Source organism: Streptomyces ossamyceticus, assembly GCF_001418475.1.
GTDB classification, from domain to species: Bacteria; Actinomycetota; Actinomycetes; order Streptomycetales; family Streptomycetaceae; genus Streptomyces; species Streptomyces ossamyceticus.
Window position 1 is genome coordinate 1 of record NZ_LIQX01000115.1, and the last position, 23557, is coordinate 23557.

General features: G+C 68.3%; 18 protein-coding genes and 2 pseudogenes. 13 read left to right on the plus strand and 7 right to left on the minus strand.

Features of this window, described 5'->3' with window-relative positions; all coding sequences use genetic code 11:
• From AOK15_RS10385 to AOK15_RS10405, 5 genes and pseudogenes are all read right to left on the minus strand, one after another.
• Positions 1 to 1244: pseudogene (locus AOK15_RS10385) on the minus strand (hypothetical protein); the annotation flags it as partial.
• A 193-nt stretch (positions 1245 to 1437) separates the two neighbouring features.
• Positions 1438 to 2214 (minus strand): succinate dehydrogenase/fumarate reductase iron-sulfur subunit, encoded by a 777-nt coding sequence (locus AOK15_RS10390; RefSeq protein ID WP_055515117.1) that lies wholly within the window; start codon positions 2212 to 2214, stop codon positions 1438 to 1440.
• Positions 2215 to 2236: 22 nt separating this feature from the next.
• On the minus strand, positions 2237 to 4174 hold the full coding sequence (locus AOK15_RS10395) for a fumarate reductase/succinate dehydrogenase flavoprotein subunit (protein ID WP_055515119.1): 1938 nt from the start codon (positions 4172 to 4174) through the stop codon (positions 2237 to 2239).
• A 33-nt stretch (positions 4175 to 4207) separates the two neighbouring features.
• The gene (locus AOK15_RS10400) at positions 4208 to 5044 is read right to left on the minus strand and encodes a hypothetical protein (RefSeq protein WP_055515122.1); all 837 of its coding nucleotides are present in this window, start codon (positions 5042 to 5044) and stop codon (positions 4208 to 4210) included.
• A 60-nt stretch (positions 5045 to 5104) separates the two neighbouring features.
• On the minus strand, positions 5105 to 5395 hold the full coding sequence (locus tag AOK15_RS10405) for a hypothetical protein (RefSeq protein WP_055515124.1): 291 nt from the start codon (positions 5393 to 5395) through the stop codon (positions 5105 to 5107).
• 339 nt (positions 5396 to 5734) lie between these two features.
• On the opposite strand from AOK15_RS10405, the gene AOK15_RS10410 reads away from it, so the two are divergent.
• The 8 genes and pseudogenes from AOK15_RS10410 to AOK15_RS43780 form a co-directional block, all read left to right on the plus strand.
• Complete coding sequence (locus AOK15_RS10410) at positions 5735 to 8041, plus strand: ABC transporter family substrate-binding protein (protein ID WP_055515127.1); 2307 nt, start codon at positions 5735 to 5737, stop codon at positions 8039 to 8041.
• A gap of 250 nt (positions 8042 to 8291) precedes the next feature.
• A complete protein-coding gene (gene typA / locus AOK15_RS10415) occupies positions 8292 to 10199 on the plus strand; it encodes a translational GTPase TypA (protein ID WP_055515129.1) in 1908 nt (635 codons plus the stop codon).
• Between the two features lie 476 nt (positions 10200 to 10675).
• On the plus strand, positions 10676 to 11713 hold the full coding sequence (locus AOK15_RS10420; protein WP_055515131.1) for an ABC transporter permease: 1038 nt from the start codon (positions 10676 to 10678) through the stop codon (positions 11711 to 11713).
• Positions 11714 to 11825: 112 nt separating this feature from the next.
• Positions 11826 to 13634: an ABC transporter substrate-binding protein gene (locus AOK15_RS10425; RefSeq protein WP_055515133.1), complete on the plus strand. Its 1809-nt coding sequence runs from the start codon at positions 11826 to 11828 to the stop codon at positions 13632 to 13634.
• A gap of 92 nt (positions 13635 to 13726) precedes the next feature.
• Positions 13727 to 14707 carry an ABC transporter permease gene (locus AOK15_RS10430; protein ID WP_055515135.1) on the plus strand — a complete coding sequence of 327 codons (981 nt, stop codon included), beginning with the start codon at positions 13727 to 13729 and terminating at the stop codon, positions 14705 to 14707.
• Positions 14708 to 14716: 9 nt separating this feature from the next.
• A complete protein-coding gene (locus AOK15_RS10435; protein ID WP_055515138.1) occupies positions 14717 to 15778 on the plus strand; it encodes an ABC transporter ATP-binding protein in 1062 nt (353 codons plus the stop codon).
• Between the two features lie 13 nt (positions 15779 to 15791).
• Entirely contained in the window at positions 15792 to 16925 is a 1134-nt protein-coding gene (locus tag AOK15_RS10440; RefSeq protein ID WP_055515142.1) for an ABC transporter ATP-binding protein, read from the plus strand.
• Between the two features lie 183 nt (positions 16926 to 17108).
• A pseudogene (locus tag AOK15_RS43780) lies at positions 17109 to 17246 on the plus strand (transposase); the annotation flags it as partial.
• A gap of 50 nt (positions 17247 to 17296) precedes the next feature.
• On the opposite strand, the gene AOK15_RS44925 reads toward AOK15_RS43780, so the two are convergent.
• Complete coding sequence (locus tag AOK15_RS44925) at positions 17297 to 17455, minus strand: hypothetical protein (RefSeq protein WP_157870204.1); 159 nt, start codon at positions 17453 to 17455, stop codon at positions 17297 to 17299.
• A 44-nt stretch (positions 17456 to 17499) separates the two neighbouring features.
• Entirely contained in the window at positions 17500 to 17877 is a 378-nt protein-coding gene (locus tag AOK15_RS10445) for a VOC family protein (protein ID WP_055515146.1), read from the minus strand.
• A 287-nt stretch (positions 17878 to 18164) separates the two neighbouring features.
• On the opposite strand from AOK15_RS10445, the gene AOK15_RS10450 reads away from it, so the two are divergent.
• From AOK15_RS10450 to AOK15_RS10470, 5 genes are all read left to right on the plus strand, one after another.
• Positions 18165 to 19802 (plus strand): peptide ABC transporter substrate-binding protein, encoded by a 1638-nt coding sequence (locus tag AOK15_RS10450; RefSeq protein WP_055515153.1) that lies wholly within the window; start codon positions 18165 to 18167, stop codon positions 19800 to 19802.
• 49 nt (positions 19803 to 19851) lie between these two features.
• Positions 19852 to 20775 (plus strand): ABC transporter permease, encoded by a 924-nt coding sequence (locus AOK15_RS10455; protein ID WP_055515159.1) that lies wholly within the window; start codon positions 19852 to 19854, stop codon positions 20773 to 20775.
• Positions 20768 to 21781: an ABC transporter permease gene (locus AOK15_RS10460; RefSeq protein WP_055515161.1), complete on the plus strand. Its 1014-nt coding sequence runs from the start codon at positions 20768 to 20770 to the stop codon at positions 21779 to 21781. Before AOK15_RS10455 ends, AOK15_RS10460 begins: the two co-directional genes overlap by 8 nt.
• A 9-nt stretch (positions 21782 to 21790) precedes the next feature.
• Positions 21791 to 22798, plus strand: a complete 1008-nt coding sequence (locus AOK15_RS10465; RefSeq protein ID WP_055515163.1) for an ABC transporter ATP-binding protein — start codon at positions 21791 to 21793, stop codon at positions 22796 to 22798.
• On the plus strand, positions 22767 to 23557 hold a 791-nt coding region (locus tag AOK15_RS10470), incomplete at its 3' end, for an ABC transporter ATP-binding protein (RefSeq protein ID WP_055515166.1). The genes AOK15_RS10465 and AOK15_RS10470, both read left to right, overlap by 32 nt.

Below are 23557 nucleotides of genomic sequence, written 5' to 3' on the forward strand. Positions count from 1 at the left end.
CCGTCGGCCCCCTCCGCCCCGGGCGGACCTCTCCGCAGTGCCGCCGCCTCGGCGATGGCCGCGTAGTGTTCCGCTTCCGTGAGGCGGGTTCTTGCCGTTACTCCCACTGCCCCGCGGTGCGTCATGACGTAGTCCCTCGTGGTGGCCACCGTGCTGCGGGCCGGGAGCAGCCAGCGGTCCTCGCGGCACAGGGCGTCGAGGGGGTCGGTGTGCGTGCCCTCGCGGGGCGCCCCCTGTTTCGCCGCGCCGGCGGCGCGAGCCACCTCCGTGGCGAGCCGCTCCACGCCCGTCACGAGGACGTCCGCCTGGTCGATGGCACCCTCGGCGGCCCGCAGGTGCACGGCGGCCGTCATCGGGTCGCCCGCGTAGGTGAACTGGCGGGCCCGGTTCAGCTCGGCCGTCGCGAACACCAGCCGGTCCTCGGCGTGTTCGGCGTGGTGGGTGACGGGGAGGACGACGTCGGGGGCGTAGTGCTCGCGGAGCCCGGCGAGGGTCGCGGCCGCCGTCGCCGTACGGCCGGTCAGCTCACGGAAGCGGGCCTCCGCGCTCTGCAGCGCCGGGACCGCGTCGCGTTCCAGGGCGCGGAGCTGGTCGAAGGCGGGGGCGGCGATGTCGAGGCGTCGCTGGGCCATCGTGCAGCGGGCGAGGATCTCCTCCAGCAGGGCCCGCTCCTCGTCCGGCGGGAGCGTGCCGGTGGTGTCGTCGAGCCGCTGCCGGAGCCGGAAGGCCGCCTCGACCTCGCGGCGCGCGTCCGCCAGGGCGTCGGTGAACGGCCGGGCCGCAGCAGGGCCCGACCGGGCGACGGCGAAGCGGAGTTCCTCGGCGCCGGTACGGACGCAGTCGTCCGTCTCGACCAGCAGACGGCGGCCCCGCTGGTGCAGGTCCGGCAACGGGGGCAGATGTTCTTCGAAGGTTCCGGCCGGCGTCGTCCGCAGCGCCGCGCGCCGCCTGCGCCGGACGAGTGAGTACGCGGCGAACCCGGCGACCACCGCGGCGACCGCGACCGGAAGGATCAGATCCGTCCCCGAACTCTCGTCGTCGGCGGGCGCCGCGTCGCCCACCCCGACGGCCACGGCCCGCCGGGCGCCGACCGGGAACGGTGACGAGCCGATGTCCGCGGACCCCGCCGATCCCGCGGACCACTCGGCGACCGCCAGGGACGCGGCCGCCGCCGCGGGCGTCCGGTGGCCCGTGTCCGGCGAGTCCGTGAACGGGACCAGCAGCAGCCAGACCAAGGCGGTCATCCCGCCGAACGCGGCGTGCGCCACCCGCACACCTATGTGCGACGTGGCGCCGCGCGACCGGTTACTCCTCGAACGCGACGTCACATTTGGGAGCGTATGACCGGACCCGCCGGGTCGCGACCGGGAGGAGGCAAAGACGACCCGGACGCGGCCCGGCCGCTCCCCGTCAGGTGCGGCGCCCCCGCGGTGGCGCTCAGTCCGCCGAGGAGCGCCTCCTGATCTTCGAGCCGAGCCAGACGAGCGGGTCGTACTTGCGATCGACGGCCCGTTCCTTCAACGGGATGAGCGCGTTGTCCGTGATCCGGATGCCCTCGGGGCAGACCTCCGTGCAGCACTTGGTGATGTTGCAGTAGCCGAGGCCGTGCTCGTCCTGCGCGGTGCGTTTGCGGTCCAGGCCGGTGTCCTCGGCCGCGTCCAGCGGGTGCATGTCCAGTTCGGCGACGCGCATGAGGAAGCGGGGGCCCGCGAACGCCGGCTTGTTCTCCTCGTGGTCGCGGACCACGTGGCAGGTGTCCTGGCACAGGAAGCACTCGATGCACTTGCGGAACTCCTGCGGACGGTCCACGTCCTCCTGCATCATCCGGTACTCACCGGGGCCGAGCCCCTCCGGCGGCACGAACGACGGAACCTCCCTCGCCTTCTGGTAGTTGAAGCCGACGTCCGTCACCAGGTCCCGTACGACGGGGAAGGCCCGCAGGGGCGTGACCGTGATCGTCTCGTCCCGCTCGAACACCGACATCCGGGTCATGCACATCAGCCGGGGACGGCCGTTGATCTCCGCCGAGCACGAACCGCACTTGCCGGCCTTGCAGTTCCAGCGGACGGCGAGGTCCGGGGCCTGGGTCGCCTGGAGGCGGTGGATGATGTCCAGCACCACCTCACCGTCGTTGACCTCGACCTTGAAGTCCTCCAGGCCGCCGCCCCCCACATCGCCCCGCCACACCCTGAAGTGGGCCGTGTAGCCGCTCATGACCGTGGCTCCTCGTGGCTGCTCACTCGTACAGCTCCTCTTCGGCGAGGTACTTGACCAGCTCCTCCTTGTCGAAGAGGGCGAGCAGGTCCGGGCGGATGGGATCGGTGGTCTCCCGCGTCAGGGAGATCTGGCCCGCGACGGGGTCGGTGGCCGCGAGCCCGCCCGTCGGATCGGTGAGCCGGCACAGCAGGTTGAGCCGGCGCCAGTCGCGGTCCATCGCCGGGTGGTCCTCGCGGGTGTGGCCGCCGCGCGACTCGGTGCGCTCCAGCGCTGCCCGCGCCACGCACTCGCTGACCAGCAGCATGTTCCGCAGATCCAGGGAGAGGTGCCAGCCCGGATTGAACTGCCGGTGCCCCTCGACCCCGGCCCGGCGCGCCCGCACCCGGAGATCGGCCAGCTTCTCCAACGCCTGCTCCATCTCGCCCTCGCGGCGGATGATGCCGACCAGGTCGTTCATGGCCTGCTGGAGCTCCTGGTGCAGGGTGTACGGGTTCTCCGGAGGCCGCCCCTCGGGGCGGACCTCGCCCTCGGCGGAGAACGGGCGCAGCGCCTCGGCGGCGGCCGCGTCGACCTGTTCGTCGTCCACCGGGGGCCGTGCCCCGGCGAGGCCCGTCGCGTACTCGGCCGCGTGCAGCCCGGCCCGGCGGCCGAAGACCAGCAGGTCGGACAGGGAGTTGCCGCCCAGCCGGTTGGAGCCGTGCATCCCGCCGGCCACCTCCCCGGCCGCGAACAGCCCCGGCACCCCGCGCGCCGCCGCCGTGTCCGACTCGACGGCGATGCCGCCCATCACGTAGTGGCAGGTCGGGCCGACCTCCATGGCCTCCGCGGTGATGTCGACGTCGGCCAGCTCCTTGAACTGGTGGTACATCGAGGGCAGCCGGCGGCGGATCACCTCGGCCGGCATACGGGTGGACACGTCCAGGAAGACCCCGCCGTGCGGGGAGCCCCGGCCCGCCTTCACCTCCGCGTTGATGGCGCGGGCCACCTCGTCACGGGGGAGCAGCTCGGGGGGCCGCCGGTTGTGGTCGGGGTCCTCGTACCAGCGGTCGCCCTCCTCCTCGGACTGCGCGTACTTCTCCTTGAAGACGTCCGGGATGTAGTCGAACATGAACCGTTTGCCCTCGGAGTTCCTGAGGACCCCGCCGTCGCCGCGCACCGACTCGGTGACGAGGATGCCCTTCACCGACGGCGGCCAGACCATGCCCGTCGGATGGAACTGCACGAACTCCATGTTCAGCAGCGGCGCCCCCGCGAGCAGCGCCAGCGCGTGCCCGTCGCCCGTGTACTCCCAGGAGTTCGACGTCACCTTGAAGGACTTGCCGATGCCACCGGTGGCGATGACGACGGCAGGCGCTTCGAGGACGAAGAAGCGTCCCGACTCGCGCTCGTAGGCGAAGACCCCGCAGACGCGGTCGCCGTCCTTGAGGACCCGGGTGACCGTGCACTCCTGGAAGACCTTCAGCCGGGACTCGTACTCCCCGGTCTCCTTGAAATCCTCCTGCTGGAGCGCCACGATCTTCTGCTGGAGCGTGCGGATCAGTTCCAGTCCCGTGCGGTCGCCGACGTGCGCGAGCCGCGGGTACTCGTGGCCGCCGAAGTTGCGCTGCGAGATCCGGCCGTCCTTCGTACGGTCGAACAGCGCGCCCCAGGTCTCCAGCTCCCACACCCGGTCGGGGGCCTCGCGGGCGTGCAGCTCTGCCATGCGCCACTGGTTGAGGAACTTCCCGCCGCGCATGGTGTCGCGGAAGTGGACCTGCCAGTTGTCACCGGAGTTGACGTTGGCCATGGCGGCCGCGATGCCGCCCTCGGCCATCACCGTGTGGGCCTTGCCGAACAGCGACTTGCAGATCACCGCCGTACGGGCGCCCCGTTCGCGGGCCTCGATCGCTGCGCGCAGCCCGGCTCCGCCGGCGCCGACCACGACGACATCCCACTCCTGTCGTTCGACCACGGACATCTCAAGCACCTTTTGTCGTCGGAGGAGGGCCGGTCAGAAGAGGGTCGGGTCGTCGAACGCGCCGGACGCGAGCAGATACACGTAGAAGTCGGCGAGCGCCACGCTCACCAAGGACGCCCAGGCCAGCTGCATGTGGCGTGCGTTGAGCCTGCCGACCCACTGCCACATCCGGTAGCGCACGGGATGCTTGGAGAAGTGCTTGAGCTTGCCGCCGACGATGTGCCGGCACGAGTGGCAGGAGATCGTGTAGGCCCAGATCAGCACGATGTTGATCAGGAAGACGAGCGTGCCGAGGCCCATGTGGCCCCACTCGTAGTTCTCGTCGCGGAACGCGAGGACGGTGTCGTACGTCAGGATCCCGGCGACGACGATCGCGGCGTAGAAGAAGTAGCGGTGGATGTTCTGCAGGATCAGCGGAAAGCGGGTCTCACCGGTGTACTTCTTGTGCGGCTCGGCCACCGCGCAGGCGGGAGGGGACGCCCAGAAGCCGCGGTAGTAGGCCTTGCGGTAGTAGTAGCAGGTCAGGCGGAAGCCCAGCGGGAAGATCAGGATGATGATCGCCGGCGAGATGCCCCACCAGCTGCCGAAGATCTCCCAGTTGGGTCCCGCGTGCATCGGCTCGCAGCGCTCCGCGAGACACGGGGAGTAGAACGGCGAGACATAGGGGGCCGCGTAGTAGTGCGCGTCCGAGAAGGCCCGCCAAGTCGAGTACACGATGAAGGCGAGCAGACCGGCCGCGGTGCCGGCCGGGGCCAGCCACCAGCGGTCGGTCCGCAGATGCGGTGCGGTGATCGCGGCGCGTGTACCGCTGTGCACGCCGCCGCGCTGGGGATGGGGTTCTGTGCCTGGAGGTTCCGTACCAGTGGCCAACGGGGACTCCCGGTCGGTTCTTTTCGGTTGTCGGGCGCTCGGCGTGCCGGGTGCCCGGGGTCAGGGGGCGCGGCGGTCGCGGGCTCCGAGTCCCTCGTCGTCCGAGTCCGTCCACAGCGAGTCGTCGTACGGGGTGTCGGGGATGGGGACGAGTTCGGGGTGCTTGGTCGACGAGCGGGCGACGGCCCCCTCGCGCAGCAGCGCGACGCTCTCGCGCAGGTGATCGGCGTCGGCGCGGACACGGCGCATGTCGAGCCCACCGCTGCCGATCTGTTGTTCCAGGCGTCCCACCGACCGATGGAGGTCGTCGAGGCAGCGCTGGACCGATGTCAGTTCATCTTGCACGGACATGACTTGCCCTCACTTCCGCGGATCGTCGAGGACCGAGGCGGCAACGTTCATGCGCCTGCGAGTGTTGCGCGTCACACGTTGCGCTGGGAAGGGATGTGCATCGATTGGCGGATTGCGGGCCTCCTCCGCACGCCCATGCGCGCTCGGTGTGCGCCGGGGGTCACCTGCGGCGCGTTCCGCCGCACGGGTGGCTTTTCGCTCCCCGTCGCCGTGCCTCCCTCGGTCGGTGAACCCCTTCCTCTTCAGTGTGTGGCCATAGATGTGATCAGCTCCATATGCACCCAAAAGTGATCATAACGCCCTCCTGGTGGAGGGTGCGGTCCTCCGGAGGTAGCAGTGATGTCCCACCACGGCGTCGGACCGCGTGCGGTGATGCGCTCGGTCGCCTTCCTGACCGCGGGTGTGCTCGCGGCGCCCCTGCTCACGGCCTGCGGCGAGGAGGACCCCGCAGGCAGGCCGGCGGCCGGCCCCGACATCGCGCCGGCCGCCCGCGACCGGATCGCTGACGGCGGCACGCTGCGCTGGGCCGTGGACGCCGTACCGGAGACGTTCAACACGTTCCAGGCGGACGCCGACCCTGCCAGCGCGCGCGTCGCCGACGCCGTCCTGCCGTCGATGTACCGCCTGGACGCCGGGGGGCGCCCCCAGGTCGACGCCGACTACCTGGAGTCCGCGAAGATCGTCGAACGCGAACCCCGGCAGGTCGTGCTCTACAAGCTCAACCAGCAGGCGGTGTGGAGCGACGGCCGGGAGATCGGCGCCGCCGACTTCGTCGCCCAGTGGCGGGCCCTGTCCGGCAAGGACTCCGCGTACTGGACCGCCCGGAACGCCGGCTACGAGCGCATCGAGAAGGTCGAGCGCGGCGACAACGACCTGGAGGTCCGCGTCACCTTCGCCCGCCCCTACGCCGACTGGAAGTCGCTGTTCTCCCCGCTCTACCCCAAGCAGGTGACGGGCACCCCCGACGCCTTCAACGACGGCGCCCGCAAGAAGCTCAACGTCACCGCCGGCCCCTTCGCCGTCAAGGACATCGACCGCAAGGGCGGCAAGGTCACCCTCACCCGCAACCCCCGCTGGTGGGGCCGCCAGGCCAAGCTGTCGGAACTGGTGCTGCGCGCCGTCCCCCGCGACAAGCGGGCCGATGCGCTCGCCAAGGGCGAGGTGGACATCGCCGAGATCGACGCGACCCAGGCGCAGCGGGTCATGCTGGCCGGCAAGGAGGCCCGAGGCCCCGTGGGCTCCGCCGCCCCGCACGGCTCTCCGGACGCCCGGGGTGCGGCACAGGGCCTCGGCGGTCCCCTCGCCGGGTCCGGCGGTCCCCTCGCCCAGGGGCCCGGCGCCGCCCTGACGCCCGCGCAGTCGCTGCGGTCCTGGGCGATCGCGCACGGCTCCGACGAGAAGGCCGCCGGCAAGGAGACCAGCGCCCGGAAGAAGCGGCGGGCGGCGCTCGCCGAGTACACCGCGCAGCAGTCCGCCCTGAGCGGCTTCGAGGTACGCCGCTCCCTCGAACCGGCCTTCACCCAGCTCGCCCTCAACGGCGCCGACGGACCCCTCGCCGACGAGCGCGTCCGCCGCGCGGTGGCCCGCGCCCTCGACCGCGAGGAACTCGCCGCCCTCGTCCTGAAGCCGCTGGGCCTGCCCGCCGCCCCGGTCGGCAGCCACCTCGCCCTCTCCGGCCAGGCCGCCTACGCCGACAGCAGCGGTGCCCTCGGCGGCCAGGACACCGACGAGGCCCGCGCCCTCCTCGCCGACGCCGGCTGGGAGGAGGGCGGCCCGCTCCGGGAGACCGAGAAGGCCGCCGGGGCGGAGGGCGAGAAGACCGCCGGGTCGAAGGAGGAGAAGCCCGAGAAGAAGTCCGAGGAGAAGTCCGAGAAGAAGTCCGAGAAGAAGGCGGACGACGCGGCGGACGAGAAAGCGACGAAGAAGACCGGCGACGAGGACACGTATGTCGTCGGCGACGACAACAAACCCTACGAGACCGACGACGACAGTCCCCTCGCCCGGGACGGCAAGCAGAACGCCCCCGGCGCCTACGCCCCCCGCGGCACGAGGGCGCCCGGTGACGCCGCGCGGGCGCCGCTCGCCAAGAACGGCAAGCCGCTCACTCTCCGCTTCGTCCTGCCGTCGGGCCAGGGCACCGAGTCCCTGCGGACCGTCGGCGAGCGGATCGCGGTGATGCTGGAACAGGTCGGCATCCGCACACAGATCTCCAAGGTCGCCGACGACAGCTACTTCAAGGACCACATCGCGAACGGGCAGTACGACCTCGCCCTGTACTCGTGGCCCACCTCCGCGTTCCCCGCCACCGACGCCCGCCCGATCTACGCGAAGCCGGTCCCCGCGGCCGACGGTTCGCTGAGCGTCGAGCAGAACTACACCCGCGTCGGCACCAACCAGGTCGACCAGCTCTTCGACCAGGCGATCTCCACCCTCGACGAGTCCGAGACCCGCTCCCTGATCCGCAAGGCCGACGCCCGCATCTGGGCCGCGGCCGGCTCGATCCCCCTCTACCAGCGCCCCCAGCTCTACGCCGCCCGCCCGCACGTGGCGAACGCCGGCGCCTTCGGCTTCCAGACCCCTGTCTACGAGGACATGGGCTTCCTGAAGAAGGGCGCTACGGCGCCGGGGAGCCCCGCACGCAAGTGATCACCCTCCCCTCGCGCTCCGGCCGCCGCCCCGCACGACAGGGGCGGCGGCCGGAGCGGTCTCGGGCGGTTTCTGACGCCGTCAAGGGCGTCTGAGCTGGGGCGGAGCGGGGGCCGCACGGCCCGGGGAGCCCTTGCCGTCGTGGGCCCGTACCATGGGGTGAGGCCGTGGCGTGTCCAGCCCGGCAGGGCCCGCGTAACACAGACGTACGCAGCAGGGCCGTCCTCACACTCCGGGAGAACGCCGCAATATGGCCACGCGCCACGACATCCGCAATGTCGCCATCGTCGCCCACGTCGACCACGGCAAGACGACCATCGTCGACGGCATGCTGAAGCAGGCCGGTGCCTTCGCCGCGCACCAGCTCGACTCCGTCGACGACCGCATGATGGACTCGAACGACCTGGAGCGTGAGAAGGGCATCACGATCCTCGCCAAGAACACGGCGGTCAAGTACCACCCGAAGGACGGCGGGGAGCCCATCACGATCAACATCATCGACACCCCCGGCCACGCCGACTTCGGCGGCGAGGTCGAGCGCGGTCTGTCGATGGTCGACGGTGTCGTGCTGCTCGTCGACGCCTCCGAGGGCCCGCTGCCGCAGACCCGTTTCGTGCTGCGCAAGGCGCTCCAGCAGCGGCTGCCGATCATCCTGTGCATCAACAAGACGGACCGCCCGGACTCCCGGATCGACGAGGTCGTCAACGAGACCTACGACCTCTTCCTGGACCTGGACGCCGACGAGGACCAGATCGAGTTCCCGATCGTCTACGCCTGCGGCCGGGACGGCGTCGCCTCGCTGACCAAGCCCGCCGACGGCAGCGTCCCTACCGACTCCACCAGCCTGGAGCCGTTCTTCTCGACGATCCTGGAGCACATCCCCGCGCCGACGTACGACGACGCCGCCCCGCTCCAGGCCCACGTCACCAACCTCGACGCCGACAACTTCCTCGGCCGTATCGCGCTGCTCCGCGTCCACCAGGGCGAGCTGAAGAAGGGGCAGACCGTCGCCTGGATGAAGCGCGACGGCTCCGTCACCAGCGTGCGCATCTCCGAGCTGATGATGACCGAGGCGCTCACCCGCAAGCCGGCCGAGAAGGCGGGCCCCGGTGACATCTGCGCCGTGGCCGGTATCCCCGACATCATGATCGGCGAGACCCTCGCCGACGTGGAGAACCCGCTCGCGCTGCCGCTCATCACGGTGGACGAGCCCGCGATCTCCATGGTCATTGGTACCAACACCTCCCCGCTGGTCGGCCGAGGCGGCACCGGCAAGGGCGCGGACGCCAAGGCGGCCGTGAAGGACCGCAAGGTCACCGCCCGCCAGGTCAAGGACCGCCTCGACCGCGAGCTGATCGGCAACGTCTCGCTGCGTGTGCTGGACACCGAGCGCCCCGACGCCTGGGAGGTGCAGGGCCGCGGTGAGCTGGCGCTGGCCATCCTGGTCGAGCAGATGCGCCGCGAGGGCTTCGAGCTGACCATCGGCAAGCCGCAGGTGGTCACCAAGGAGATCGACGGCAAGACGTACGAGCCGGTCGAGCGCATGACGGTCGACGTTCCCGAGGAGCACATGGGCGCCGTCACGCAGCTCATGGGTGTCCGCAAGGGCCGGATGGACAACATGTCCAACCACGGCTCGGGCTGGGTCCGTATGGAGTTCGTGGTGCCCTCGCGCGGCCTCATCGGCTTCCGTACCGAGTTCCTCACGCAGACCCGCGGCACGGGCATCGGGCACTCCATCCACGAGGGCTTCGAGCCCTGGTTCGGCACCCTGCAGACCCGTAACAACGGCTCGCTCGTCGCCGACCGCTCCGGCTCCGTCACCGCGTTCGCGATGACGAACCTCCAGGAGCGCGGTGTGCTGTTCGTGGAGCCCGGCACCGAGGTGTACGAGGGCATGATCGTCGGTGAGAACTCGCGCGCCGACGACATGGACGTCAACATCACCAAGGAGAAGAAGCTGACGAACATGCGGTCCTCGACCGCTGACGTCGCCGAGTCCATCGTCCCGCCGCGCAAGCTGTCGCTGGAGCAGTCGCTGGAGTTCTGCCGGGACGACGAGTGCGTCGAGGTGACCCCGGAGGCCGTGCGCATCCGCAAGGTCAACCTGGACGCCCGCGAGCGCGCCCGCGCCGCCAGCCGCGCCAAGCACGGCTGACAGACCGTCACGCGTAGTCGCTGAAGCCCCGGTTCACCGCAGAGCGGAGGACCGGGCCTCCGGCATGACCGCACACGGGGAGAGCCTAGAACCTGCGGAAGTACGGGAGCTCCGAGGGCGCTCGTGAGGGGGCGGAGGGGAGAGCCGGCTTCGCGTCTCGAACCCTTCTTCGGGCTGTCTGCGGGCTGTGAAGCGCTGTTCGCATATCGGTGTTGCAGCGATCAAGTTTCGGACATGTAAACAAAAATCCTTCAATGAATGTCCGATTTGCCGCTCTTCGATCTCGCCTGTCAAGCGCGCGTAGGTGTCAATCTTTGCAATTTTTGCTCAAAATATGGACGGTAGGGAGATCCCTATGCCTTCCGCCCTTGACGCGCGTTGACTCACTTGGCGAAAGTTCCCCCAAAACGCAGAACCCGCCGGTAGCCGGATCTGTGCTGCGCTCAACTCTCCAACCCCCCGGGGGAAGAACACACATGACCAGTCCAACCAAGGCCGAGGGCTCCGGGCCCGCGGTCGCCTTGGACCCCGAACTGGCGGCGACGACCGAGACCGTCCAGGTCAAGGAACTCGTCGGTCGCTCCCCCGGCCAGCTGATGTGGATCCGCTTCAAGCGGGACCGCGCAGGAGTGACATCCGCCTGTATCGTCCTCTTCTTCATCGCGATCGGCCTGCTCGCGCCGGTCATCTCGAAGCTCTACGGCAAGGACCCGTACACGGTCTATGCCGACGAGCGCCCCGAGCTCTTCGACAGCGCGGGTGTTCCGCTTCACCCCAACGGTGGTATCAGCAGCGAGTTCTGGTTCGGCCTGGAGCCGGGCAACGGCTATGACGTCTTCACCAAGCTGCTGTACGGCATCAGGAACTCGCTCGGCATCTCCGTGGCGGTCACCGTCGCCACCGTGCTCACCGGTGTCCTCCTGGGCATCGCGGCGGGGTACCTCGGCGGTAAGGTCGATTTCGCCATCAGCCGTGTGGTCGACTTCCTGCTCGCCTTCCCGTCGCAGCTCTTCTTCATCGCCAGCATGCCGGTCGTGGTCTCGCTCTTCGTCGACCCCAAGGACGAGACGCCGGTCTACGTACGCGTAGTGGCGTTGATCGCGGTGCAGTGGTTCCTCGGCTGGATGAGTCTTGCCCGTATCCTGCGCGGCACCACGCTCTCTCTCGCCGGACGCGAGTTCATCGAAGCGGCCAAGGTGAGCGGGGCGCCCCCCTGGCGGATCATCCGCAAGGAGATCCTCCCGAACGTCGTCACGCCGATCCTGGTGCAGTCGACGTACATGCTTCCCGCCTTCGTCACGGCGGAAGCAGGCCTTTCGTTCCTCGGTGTGGGGATCGTCGAGCCGACGCCTGACTGGGGGCAGATGTTCTCCAAGGCGTCGACCGAACTCGTGATGCAGAACGACATCACCTACATGTTCTTCCCGGGTATCTCCATGATCATCTTCATCGTGGCGTTCAACCTGCTCGGGGACTCGGTCCGCGACGCCTTCGACCCCAAGACGGCTCGCTGACCGGGACTGAATGGGCATCCTCGCCCGAACCAGCCGGGGCGGCACCGTCGCGGTATCGGCTGGCACTTCATTTCATCGCACTTGTGACAGATAGATGGGTGGGAACCAAGTGATGGGTAAGGGTGGACGCCACGCGTACGCCGCCATCTCCTTGCTCGCGGCCGGAGCCCTTGCGCTCACGGGCTGCAGCGAAGGCGGCAGCAAAGAAGGGTCCGGCGACAACAAGGACAAGGAGAACGCCGCTCGGCAGCAGTCCAGCATCGACTTCGGCGACGCCAAGGCCTCGATGGGGCCGGCCGCCGAGGTGTCTGGTGCCAAGCCCGGCGGAACGGTGACGGTCCTTCAGAGGGACAGCTACGCCCACCTCGACCCGGCCCAGATCTACGTTTCCGACGAGGGCTCCCTGTCCTCGATCCTGCACCGCGGTCTCACCGGCTACAAGGCCACCAGCGACGACGGCTCGAAGCACGAGGTCGTCGGCGACCTGGCCACCGACAGCGGTACGACCACCGACGGCGGCAAGACCTGGAAGTTCACGCTCAAGGACGGCGTCAAGTGGGCCGACGGCTCCGAGATCACGTCGACCGACGTGCGCCACACCTTCGAGCGACTCTTCGCCCCGTTCGTCACCAACGGGCCGACGTACATCCAGCAGTGGCTGGCCAACACCCCTGGTGCGGCCTACCGCAAGATCTTGAAGGACGGCCCCTACAAGGGCAAGCACCTGCCGGACAGCATCCTTGACACGCCGGACGACAAGACCATCGTCTTCAAGTTCAAGGAGGCGAAGCCGGACCTGCCTTACGCCCTCGCCATGGCGGGCTACGGCATAGTGTCCGAGAAGAAGGACACCAAGGCGAAGTACGACAAGGCCCCGATGACGGCCGGCCCGTACAAGATCAAGGACTTCAAGTCCGGCAAGTCCATGACGCTGGTCAAGAACACCAACTGGGACCCGAAGACGGACCCGATCCGTCACCAGTACGTCGACCAGTTCAACTTCGTCTTCAACAAGCAGTACGAGGACTCCACCAAGGCACTGCTCGACGACTCGGGCGAGAACGCGACCTCGATCAGCTTCAACAACCAGGTCGACGCGGGCAACCTGTCCAAGGTGCTGGCCGACTCCTCGCTGAAGAGCCGCGTGGTCTCCGGCTACCAGCCGTACGTGGGCCAGATGAACATCAACCTGTCCCAGAAGGAGATGCAGGACAAGAAGGTCCGTGAGGCCATCGCGTACGCGCTGCCCGTCACGCCCTTCGTCCGCGCCTACGGTGGTGCGCAGGCCATGGAGGTCGCCGGCGGTCTGATCAGCCCGACCGTCTCCGGCTACAACCCCAACTTCGACCCGTTCGGCAAGAAGAAGAAGCCGGCCGGTGACCCGGAGAAGGCCAAGCAGCTCCTCAAGGAAGCCGGCAAGGAGAACCTGAAGCTCACCTTCGGCTACATCAACACCCCTGAGGGCCAGCAGTACTCGACCGCCATGGCGGCCGGTCTGGAGAAGGCCGGATTCGACGTCCAGCGCCAGGAGATCCCGGCCGAGACGTACTACGACCAGGTCAGCAAGGTCAAGAACAACTACGACATCTTCCACACCGCGTGGGGTGCCGACTGGCCGAGCGCCTCGACCGTGATCCCGCCGCTGTACGACGGCCGGCAGATCCAGGACGGCGCCTCGAACTACTCGCACATCAATGACGACAAGGTCAACGCGGACATCGACCGGATCAACAAGATCACGGACCCGGTGAAGGCCGCGGAGGAGTGGAACAAGGTCAACGAGTACATCGTGAAGAACGTGGTGTCCAACGTTCCGACGGCGTACTACAAGCAGACCCAGATCGCCGGTTCGAAGATCGGTGGCCTCGTGTACGACGACGTCCTCGGTGGCGTCGACCCGCGCAGGCTGTTCGTGAAGTAACACCTCCCACCCTCCGGTGCTGAAGGGCGCCCCGTCCCGCGACGGGGCGCCCCGGCCCGCACAGCCTTCCCACGCCCGAAAGCTGCTTTCTGATGCTGCGCTTCATCCTCCGCCGGACCCTCGGCGCCGCCGTGATCCTGGTCCTGTTGACCGTGGTCGCGTTCCTGCTCTTCTTCGGCATGCCTCGTGATCCGGCGCTACTGATGTGCGGCAAGACCTGCACTCCGGACGCGCTGGCCAACATCCACCAGACACTCGGCATCGACAAGTCGATCCCCGAGCAGTTCTGGATCTTCCTGAGCGGCCTGGTCATGGGACGCGACGACTTCTCCCAGGGTTCTTGCCCCGCGCCGTGCTTCGGCTACTCGTACCACACGAACGAGAACGTCTGGTCGACCCTCATCGACCGCCTGCCCACCACGGTCTCGCTGGCCGTGGGTGCCGCCATCCTCTTCCTGATCGTCGGCCTCGGCGCGGGTCTGATCGCCGCGTGGAAGCGCGGCACGGTCGTCGACAAGGCGTTCACCGCGGGCTCGATGGTTCTGAGCTCCATGCAGATCTACTTCCTCGGCCCGCTGGCCATGGCCATCCTCGTCTTCCAGATGCACCTGTTCGACGAGCCGAAGTACACGAACTTCACTGAGGACCCGGCTGCTTGGTTCACCGGTCTGATACTTCCCTGGGCCGTGCTCTCGACGATCTTCGCCGCTCAGTACACTCGTATGGCGCGTTCGTCGATGATCGAACAGCTGCAGGAGGAGCACGTGCGGACGGCCCGCGCCAAGGGCATGTCCCGCAGCTACGTCTTCTTCCGGTACGCCTGGCGGGGCTCCCTCATTCCGATCGTGACGATCTTCGGTATCGACATCGCCGCGCTGCTGGGTGGCGCGATCATCACCGAGTTCACCTTCGGTCTGCCGGGCCTCGGCAGGCTGGCGGTGGAGGCCGTGAACTTCAGCGACCTTCCTCTGCTGCTCGGTGTGATGCTGTTCTCGGCCGCCATGATCCTTCTGTTCAACATCATCGTCGATGCGTGCTACGCCTTCATCGACCCGCGCGTGCGGCTGTCCTAGGAGCTCTCTGTGACCACTCTGACCAAGGAATCGGGGGCTCCCTCCTCGGCCGATGCCGGGGCCTTTCTCTCCGTGCGGGACCTGCGGGTCCAGTTCAAGACCGAGGACGGCATCGTCAAGGCCGTCGACGGGCTCAGCTTCGATCTGGAGCGGGGGAAGACCCTCGGCATCGTCGGTGAGTCGGGTTCCGGCAAATCGGTGACCAACCTGACCATCCTCGGTCTGCACAACCAGCAGTTCGCCACGATCGACGGCGAGATCCTGCTTGAGGGCCAGGAGCTCGTCACCGCCCGTGAGAACGAGCTGGAGAAGCTCCGCGGCAACAAGATGGCGATGATCTTCCAGGACCCGCTGACGGCGCTCTCGCCGTACTACACGGTGGGCCGGCAGCTGTCCGAGCCGTACATGAAGCACACGGGAGCCTCCAAGAAGGAGGCACGGGACCGGGCCGTCCAGATGCTGGAGAAGGTCGGTATCCCGCAGCCCAAGGTGCGCTTCGACGACTACCCGCACCAGTTCTCCGGTGGTATGCGCCAGCGCGCGATGATCGCCATGGCGTTGATGTGCGACCCCGACCTGCTGATCGCCGACGAACCGACCACCGCGCTGGACGTGACGGTCCAGGCGCAGATCCTGGACCTGCTGAAGGACCTTCAGCAGGAGTTCGGTTCCGCGATCATCTTCATCACCCACGACCTCGGTGTCATCTCGCAGATGGCCGACGATCTGTTGGTGATGTACGCGGGCCGGGCCGTGGAGCGCGGCAGCGTGAAGGAGGTGCTCGGCGACCCGCGGCACCCGTACACTTGGGGCCTGCTCAGCTCGATGCCCCGGCTGGACAGCGACATCCAGCAGGCGCTGACGCCCATCCCGGGCAGCCCGCCGTCGCTGCTCAACCCGCCCTCGGGTTGTCCTTTCAACCCGCGCTGCGCCTTCAAGAGTGAGGTGCCGGGCACCCTCTGCACCGACGCGCGACCGCCGCTCGCCGATGGCCGGGCCGCCGCCTGCCATCTGACGGCCGAGCAGAAGCAGACCATCTTCATCGACAAGATCCAGCCCAGGCTGCGCTAGGGAGAACCGAGACATGAGCGACAACCTCACCCTCCCCGCACAGCAGGGCCCTGTCGACACTTCCAGGGAAACGCTCCTTGAGGTCAAGGGCCTGACCAAGCACTTCCCGATCTACGGTGGATTCCCGATCAAGCGGAAGGTCGGCGCCGTCCAGGCGGTCGACGGTGTCGACCTGACCGTGGGTGTCGGCGAAAGTGTCGGCGTCGTCGGCGAGTCCGGCTGCGGCAAGTCGACCACCGGCCGGCTCATCACGCGTCTGCTGGAGCCCACCGGAGGTTCCATCACCTACGCCGGCCAGGACATCACGCACGCTTCGCGCAAGCAGCTCGCCCCGGTACGGTCCGAGATTCAAATGATCTTCCAGGACCCGTACTCCTCCCTCAACCCGCGGCAGACGGTCGGCACGATCATCAAGTCGCCGATGGAGGTCAACGGGATCGAGCCGGAGGGCGGTCGGGAGAAGAAGGTCCGTGAGCTGCTGGAGCTCGTGGGCCTCAACCCGGAGCACTACAACCGCTTCCCCCACGAGTTCTCCGGGGGGCAGCGGCAGCGTATCGGCGTGGCCCGGGCCCTCGCACTGAACCCGAAGCTGATCGTCGCCGACGAGCCGGTCTCGGCGCTGGATGTGTCCATCCAGGCGCAGGTGGTGAACCTGCTGCAGAAGGTGCAGCAGGAGCTGGGCATCGCCTTTGTGTTCATCGCCCACGACCTGGCCATCGTGCGGCACTTCTCGCAGCGTGTCGCTGTGATGTACCTGGGCAAGGTGGTCGAGGTCGGCGATCGTGACTCGATCTACAACCGGCCCCGGCACCCCTACACGCACGCCCTGCTCTCGGCGGTCCCCGAGGTCACGGTGGAGAGCGATGCCAACGCCAAGGAACGGATCCGCCTCTACGGCGACGTTCCCTCGCCGATCTCGCCGCCGTCCGGTTGCCGTTTCCGCACTCGGTGCTGGAAGGCGCAGGACAAGTGCGCCACGGAGGAACCGCCTCTGGTGCAGCTGTCCGGGAACCGTGACGGCCATCTGACCGCCTGCCACTTCCCGGAGGATCCGACGACCGAGGCCCGTGCCGAAGACGTCGTGCTCGATCCGGCGCTGAAGGCGCTGGAGGAGGATGCCGAGACCGGCCCGGTCACGAAGGACTGATGCGAGGGGCCGAACCGGCTCCTGTTGAATGACCCCGGTCGTGAACGAGTGCCCAGGGGCTGGTGGTGAGAATCTACGATTCTCACCACCAGCCCCTGGGCCGTTTCTGATGGCTTTTGGTGGGCTGGGTGGATCTCGTGGCCAGCCGGACAGGACGCATTTATGGTGCGGCGACACGAGCTCGTGCTGTTCCGGGCCCGGACCGGTGTGCCCTGGCCTGGCCTGCCGGAACGGAACGGCCCCTGGCAGACCGTCTACGAGCGTCATCGCCGCTGGTCGGCCGACGGCACCTGGAAGGCCATCCTCCAGGAGCTGCAGATTGAGGCGGGTGCAGGCGACCCTGACGGGGCGCTCGTCCACCGGGCGGAGCGTCAGGAGTGGCGGCCCAGCACCAGTCGCCCGGCCCGAAGCCGTGGCTCGACCCGCGCGAACCGGCCCGCCATCCGGCCCATGGCCACCTCGAACGCCTCCCGCCAACGCGCGGGATCTATGCCGTGGCCCGCGGCCACCGTCTCTTCGTCAGTCCACACAACTCGCGATGATCAACGGTGGCCGCACCCCTACAGTCCCCCTGTCAGTGCCGGACGAGACAGAACGGGTGTCCTGCCGGATCCGCGAAGATGCGCCAACTCCGCTGTCCATCACCCGCGTCGAGCAGTCTGGCGCCCCGCGTGAGGACGTCGTCCTGAGCTTGTTCCAGGTCCTTGACCTCCAGGTCGAGGTGGAACTGCTGAGGGTGAGCCGAGTCCGGCCACCGCGGCGGCTGGTAGTCGTCCACGCGCTGGAAGGCCAGCACGAACCCACCACCGGTGTGGAGTGTCGCCCAGCCCTCCCCGAGCGACCACCGCGGATCCGACTGGTTCACTACGCCGCCGAGAAGCGACTGGTAGAACCTGGACAGGCCAACGACATCGACGCAGTCCAACACCACGCACTGCAGCTTGGCGATCATGAAGGGCGGCGTCTCACGACACCTGATCACGATCTACAGCTGGAGTACTTGAGGGCCGACGACGACAAGGCGCGCCAGGTGCCGTGATGCCCGGGCACCCCCACCCGTCCGCCTCCTCGGCCTGGCGCCGCTCGTACGGCCTGTGGCCTGCACGTGCCCGGCGCCCCGGAGTGTTCCCCCGTGCCCGCCCGGAACAACTCGCACTCGTACGGACCCCGCAGACGTGCGCCATGTGTGCCATCCGCCGATATTGGCCGATAACGGGATCACTCAAGAGGAGGCACTCGATGCGCGGAGCCACGCATGCCAGATGGGCCGCGGGCGCGGTCGCGGTGGCGCTCGCCGCGACCGGATGCGGCGGCGACAGCGGCGGCAGCAGTGGCGGCGGTGACAGCGGCGCGGTGCTCAGCTCCTCCTGGGGGGACCCGCAGAACCCTCTGGAGCCGGCCAACACCAACGAGGTGCAGGGCGGCAAGGTGCTCGACATGATCTTCCGCGGGCTGAAGCGGTACAACGCCAAGACCGGCGCGGCCGAGGACATGCTCGCCGAGAAGATCGAGACGACGGACTCGCAGAACTTCACGATCACCGTCAAGGACGGCTGGACCTTCAGCAACGGCGAGAAGGTCACCGCCAAGTCCTTCGTGGACGCGTGGAACTACGGGGCCGGCCTGAAGAACAACCAGAAGAACGCGTACTTCTTCGAGTACATCCAGGGCTACGACAAGACCCACCCGGACGACGGCAGCAAGCAGACCGCCGACACCCTCTCGGGTCTGAAGGTCGTCGACGACCGGACGTTCACCGTCGCGCTGACACAGAAGTTCTCGACGTTCCCCGACACCCTCGGCTACAACGCCTACGTCCCGCTGCCCCAGTCGTTCTTCACCGACCACGACGCCTGGCTCAGCAAGCCCGTCGGCAACGGCCCCTACGCCGTCGACTCGTACACCAAGGGCTCGCAGCTCTCCGTGCGCAAGTGGGACGGCTACCCGGGGCAGGACAAGGCCCAGAACGGCGGCGTGGACCTGAAGGTCTACACGGACAACAACACCGCCTACACCGACCTGATGGCCGGCAACCTCGACCTCGTCGACGACGTCCCCGCCGCCCAGCTGAAGAACGTCCAGGCCGACCTCGGCAACCGGTACATCAACACCCCGGCCGGCATCATCCAGACGCTGTCCTTCCCGTTCTACGACAAGGCATGGAACAAGCCCGGCTCGGAGAAGGTCCGCGAGGGCCTGTCCCGCGCGATCGACCGCGACCAGATCACCGACACCATCTTCCAGAAGACCCGCACCCCCGCCACCGACTGGACCTCACCCGTGCTCGGCGAGGAGGGCGGCTACAAGGAGGGCCTGTGCGGTGACGCCTGCGAGTACGACGCGGACGCGGCCAAGAAGCTGATCAAGGAGGGCGGCGGCCTCCCCGGCGGCCAGGTCAAGATCACGTACAACGCGGACACCGGCTCCCACAAGCAGTGGGTCGACGCCGTCTGCAACTCCATCAACAACGCCCTCGACAACGACCAGGCGTGCGTCGGCAACCCGGTCGGCACCTTCGCCGACTACCGCAACCAGATCACCCAGCGGAAGATGAGCGGCCCGTTCCGCGCCGGCTGGCAGATGGACTACCCGCTCATCCAGAACTTCCTCCAGCCGCTGTACTACACCAACGCCTCCTCCAACGACGGCAAGTGGTCCAACGCCGACTTCGACAAGCTGGTCGACGAGGCCAACGCCGAGGAGGACACGACCAAGGCCGTGGAGAAGTTCCAGCAGGCCGAGGAGGTCGTCCGGGACAACATGGCCGCCATCCCGCTCTGGTACCAGAACGGCAGCGCGGGCTACTCCGAGCGGCTCTCCAACGTGGCGCTGAACCCGTTCAGCGTGCCGGTGTACGACCGGATCAAGGTCAGCTGAGCCGTCCGGGCGGGCGCCCCGGCGCCCGCCCACTACCTCCGGAGTCCGCATGGGACGGTATGTGATCCGGCGCCTGCTCCAGATGATCCCGGTCTTCGTGGGCGCCACCCTCCTGATCTTCCTGATGGTGAACGTGATGGGCGACCCCATCGCGGGGCTGTGCGGCGACAGGGAGTGCGACCCGGCGACCGCCGCCCAGCTGCGCAGGGAGTTCGGCCTCGACAAGCCCGTGTGGCAGCAATACCTGACCTACATGGGCAACGTCTTCACCGGCGACTTCGGCACCGCCTTCAACGGGCAGGAGGTCACCGAGCTGATGGCCTCCGCCTTCCCGGTCACCATCCGGCTGACGATCGTCGCGATCCTCTTCGAGATCGTCATCGGCATCACGCTCGGCGTCGTCACCGGGCTGCGCCGCGGCCGGCCCGTCGACACCGGCGTCCTGCTGACCACCCTGGTCGTCATCTCGGTCCCCACCTTCGTCACCGGTCTGCTGCTCCAACTGCTGCTCGGCGTGGAGTGGGGCTGGATCAGCCCGTCGGTCTCCTCCGACGCCCCCTTCGACGAGCTGATCGTCCCCGGACTCGTCCTCGCCTCCGTCTCCCTCGCCTACGTCACCCGGCTGACCCGTACGTCGATCGCGGAGAACGCCCGCGGCGACTACGTCCGCACCGCCGTCGCCAAGGGCCTGCCCCGGCACCGGGTGATCCGCAAGCACCTGCTGCGGAACTCCCTGATCCCCGTGGTCACCTTCATCGGCACCGACATCGGGGCCCTGATGGGCGGGGCCATCGTCACCGAGCGGATCTTCAACATCCATGGCGTCGGCTACCAGCTCTACCAGGGCATCCTCCGCCAGAACACCCAGACCGTCGTCGGCTTCGTGACCGTCCTCGTCCTGGTGTTCCTCGCCGCCAACCTGCTCGTCGACCTCCTCTACGCCGTACTCGACCCGAGGATCCGCTATGCCTGAGCCGCAGTCGGGGGAGCCGCACGTCTCGGGCGGACAACGCGCCACCGAGAACGGGGCGATCGCCGCGACGGGACTGGACGGCACCATGGATCTGGCCACCACCGAGGGGGAGACCTTGGAGAAGGGGCTCGGCAACTCCGACGCCGGGGGCCCGGCGGACAAGGCCCGCAGCCTCTGGTCCGACGCCTGGCGCGACCTGCGCCGCAACCCCGTCTTCATCATCTCGGCGCTCGTGATCCTCTTCCTGGTCGTCATCTCCCTGTGGCCGTCGTTGATCGCCTCCGGCAACCCCCTCAAGTGCGACCTCTCCAAGGCCCAGGAGGGCTCGCAGCCGGGCCACCCCTTCGGCTTCGACGGACAGGGCTGCGACGTGTACACACGGACCGTGTACGGGGCGCGGATCTCGATCTCCGTCGGCGTCTGCGCCACCCTCGGGGTCGCGCTCCTCGGGTCGGTGCTCGGCGGGCTCGCCGGCTTCTTCGGCGGGATCTCCGACTCGTTCCTGTCCCGGATCACCGACGTCTTCTTCGCCATCCCCGTGGTGCTCGGCGGTCTGGTGCTGCTGTCGGTCGTCACCAGCAACAGCGTCTGGCCGGTGATCGGGTTCATGGTGCTGCTGGGCTGGCCGCAGATCTCCCGCATCGCCCGCGGCTCCGTCATCACCGCCAAGCAGAACGACTACGTCCAGGCCGCCCGCGCGCTCGGCGCCTCCAACTCCCGCATGCTGCTGCGGCACATCACCCCGAACGCCGTGGCCCCGGTCATCGTCGTCGCGACCATCGCGCTGGGCACGTACATCGCCCTGGAGGCCACCCTGTCCTACCTCGGGGTCGGTCTGAAGCCGCCCAGCGTCTCCTGGGGCATCGACATCTCCGCCGCCTCGCCGTACATCCGCAACGCCCCGCACGCCCTGCTGTGGCCCTCCGGCGCCCTCGCGATCACCGTCCTCGCGTTCATCATGCTCGGCGACGCGGTCCGCGACGCCCTCGACCCGAAGCTGAGGTGAGCCGTCGTCATGCTGCTCGAAGTACGTGATCTCCGCGTGGAGTTCAGGACGCGTGACGGGATCGCCAAGGCGGTCAACGGGGTCGAGTACGCGGTCGACGCCGGACAGACGCTCGCGGTGCTGGGGGAGTCCGGCTCGGGGAAGTCGGTCACCGCGCAGGCGATCATGGGGATCCTCGACATGCCTCCGGGGCGGATCACCGGCGGCGAGATCCTCTTCAAGGGCCGGGACCTGCTGAAGCTCAAGGAGGACCAACGCCGGAAGGTCCGCGGCGCCGAGATGGCGATGATCTTCCAGGACGCCCTCTCCGCCCTGAACCCCGTCCTCACCGTCGGCGACCAGCTCGGCGAGATGTTCGTCGTGCACCGGGGCATGTCCAAGAAGGACGCCCGCGCCCGGGCCGTCGAGCTGATGGACCGGGTCCGCATCCCGGCCGCGAAGGAACGCGTACGGGACTACCCCCACCAGTTCTCCGGCGGTATGCGCCAGCGCATCATGATCGCGATGGCGCTGGCCCTGGAGCCCTCCCTGATCATCGCCGACGAACCGACGACGGCCCTCGACGTCACCGTCCAGGCCCAGGTCATGGAACTCCTCGCGGAGCTGCGCCGCGAACTGGACATGGGCCTCATCCTCATCACCCACGACCTCGGCGTCGTCGCGGACGTCGCCGACCGCATCGCCGTCATGTACGCCGGCCGCATCGTGGAGTCCGCCCCCGTCCACGACATCTACAAGGCCCCGGCCCACCCGTACACCCGCGGTCTGCTCGACTCCATCCCGCGCCTGGACCAGAAGGGCCAGGAGCTCTACGCCATCAAGGGCCTCCCGCCCAACCTCACGAAGATCCCGCCCGGCTGCGCCTTCCACCCGCGCTGCCCGATGGCCCGTGACGTGTGCCGCACCGACGTACCCCCGCTGTACGACGTGACCCCGTCCGACGGCACGCGGGTGAGCGCCTGCCACTTCTGGAGGGAGTGCCTCGATGACCGAGTCGACGGCCACGTCAACGGTTGAGCCGATCCTGGAGGTCAGTGGACTGGTCAAGCACTTCCCTTTGACCCAGGGCGTGCTGTTCAAGAAGCAGGTCGGCGCGGTCAAGGCCGTGGACGGGGTGGACTTCACGCTCGGCGAGGGGGAAACCCTCGGCATCGTCGGCGAGTCCGGCTGCGGCAAGTCGACCGTGGCCAGGATGCTGGTCAACCTGGAGCGGCCCACCGCCGGGTCGATCAAGTACAAGGGCGAGGACATCACCAGGCTCTCCGGCAGGGCCCTGAAGGCGGTGCGCCGCAACATCCAGATGGTCTTCCAGGACCCGTACACCTCCCTCAACCCCCGGATGACCGTCGGCGACATCATCGGCGAGCCGTACGACATCCACCCCGAGGTGGCCCCCAAGGGCGACCGGCGGCGCAGGGTGCAGGAGCTCCTCGACGTGGTCGGCCTCAACCCCGAGTACGTCAACCGCTATCCGCACCAGTTCTCCGGCGGCCAGCGCCAGCGCATCGGCATCGCCCGCGGGCTGGCGCTCCGCCCCGAGATCATCGTGGCCGACGAACCGGTCTCCGCGCTCGACGTGTCCGTCCAGGCCCAGGTGATCAACCTGCTGGAGCGGCTCCAGGGGGAGTTCGGGCTGAGTTACGTCTTCATCGCGCACGACCTGTCGATCGTGCGGCACATCTCCGACCGGGTGGGCGTGATGTACCTCGGCCGGATCGTCGAGATCGGCCGCGACGCCGAGATCTACGACCACCCCACCCACCCCTACACCCAGGC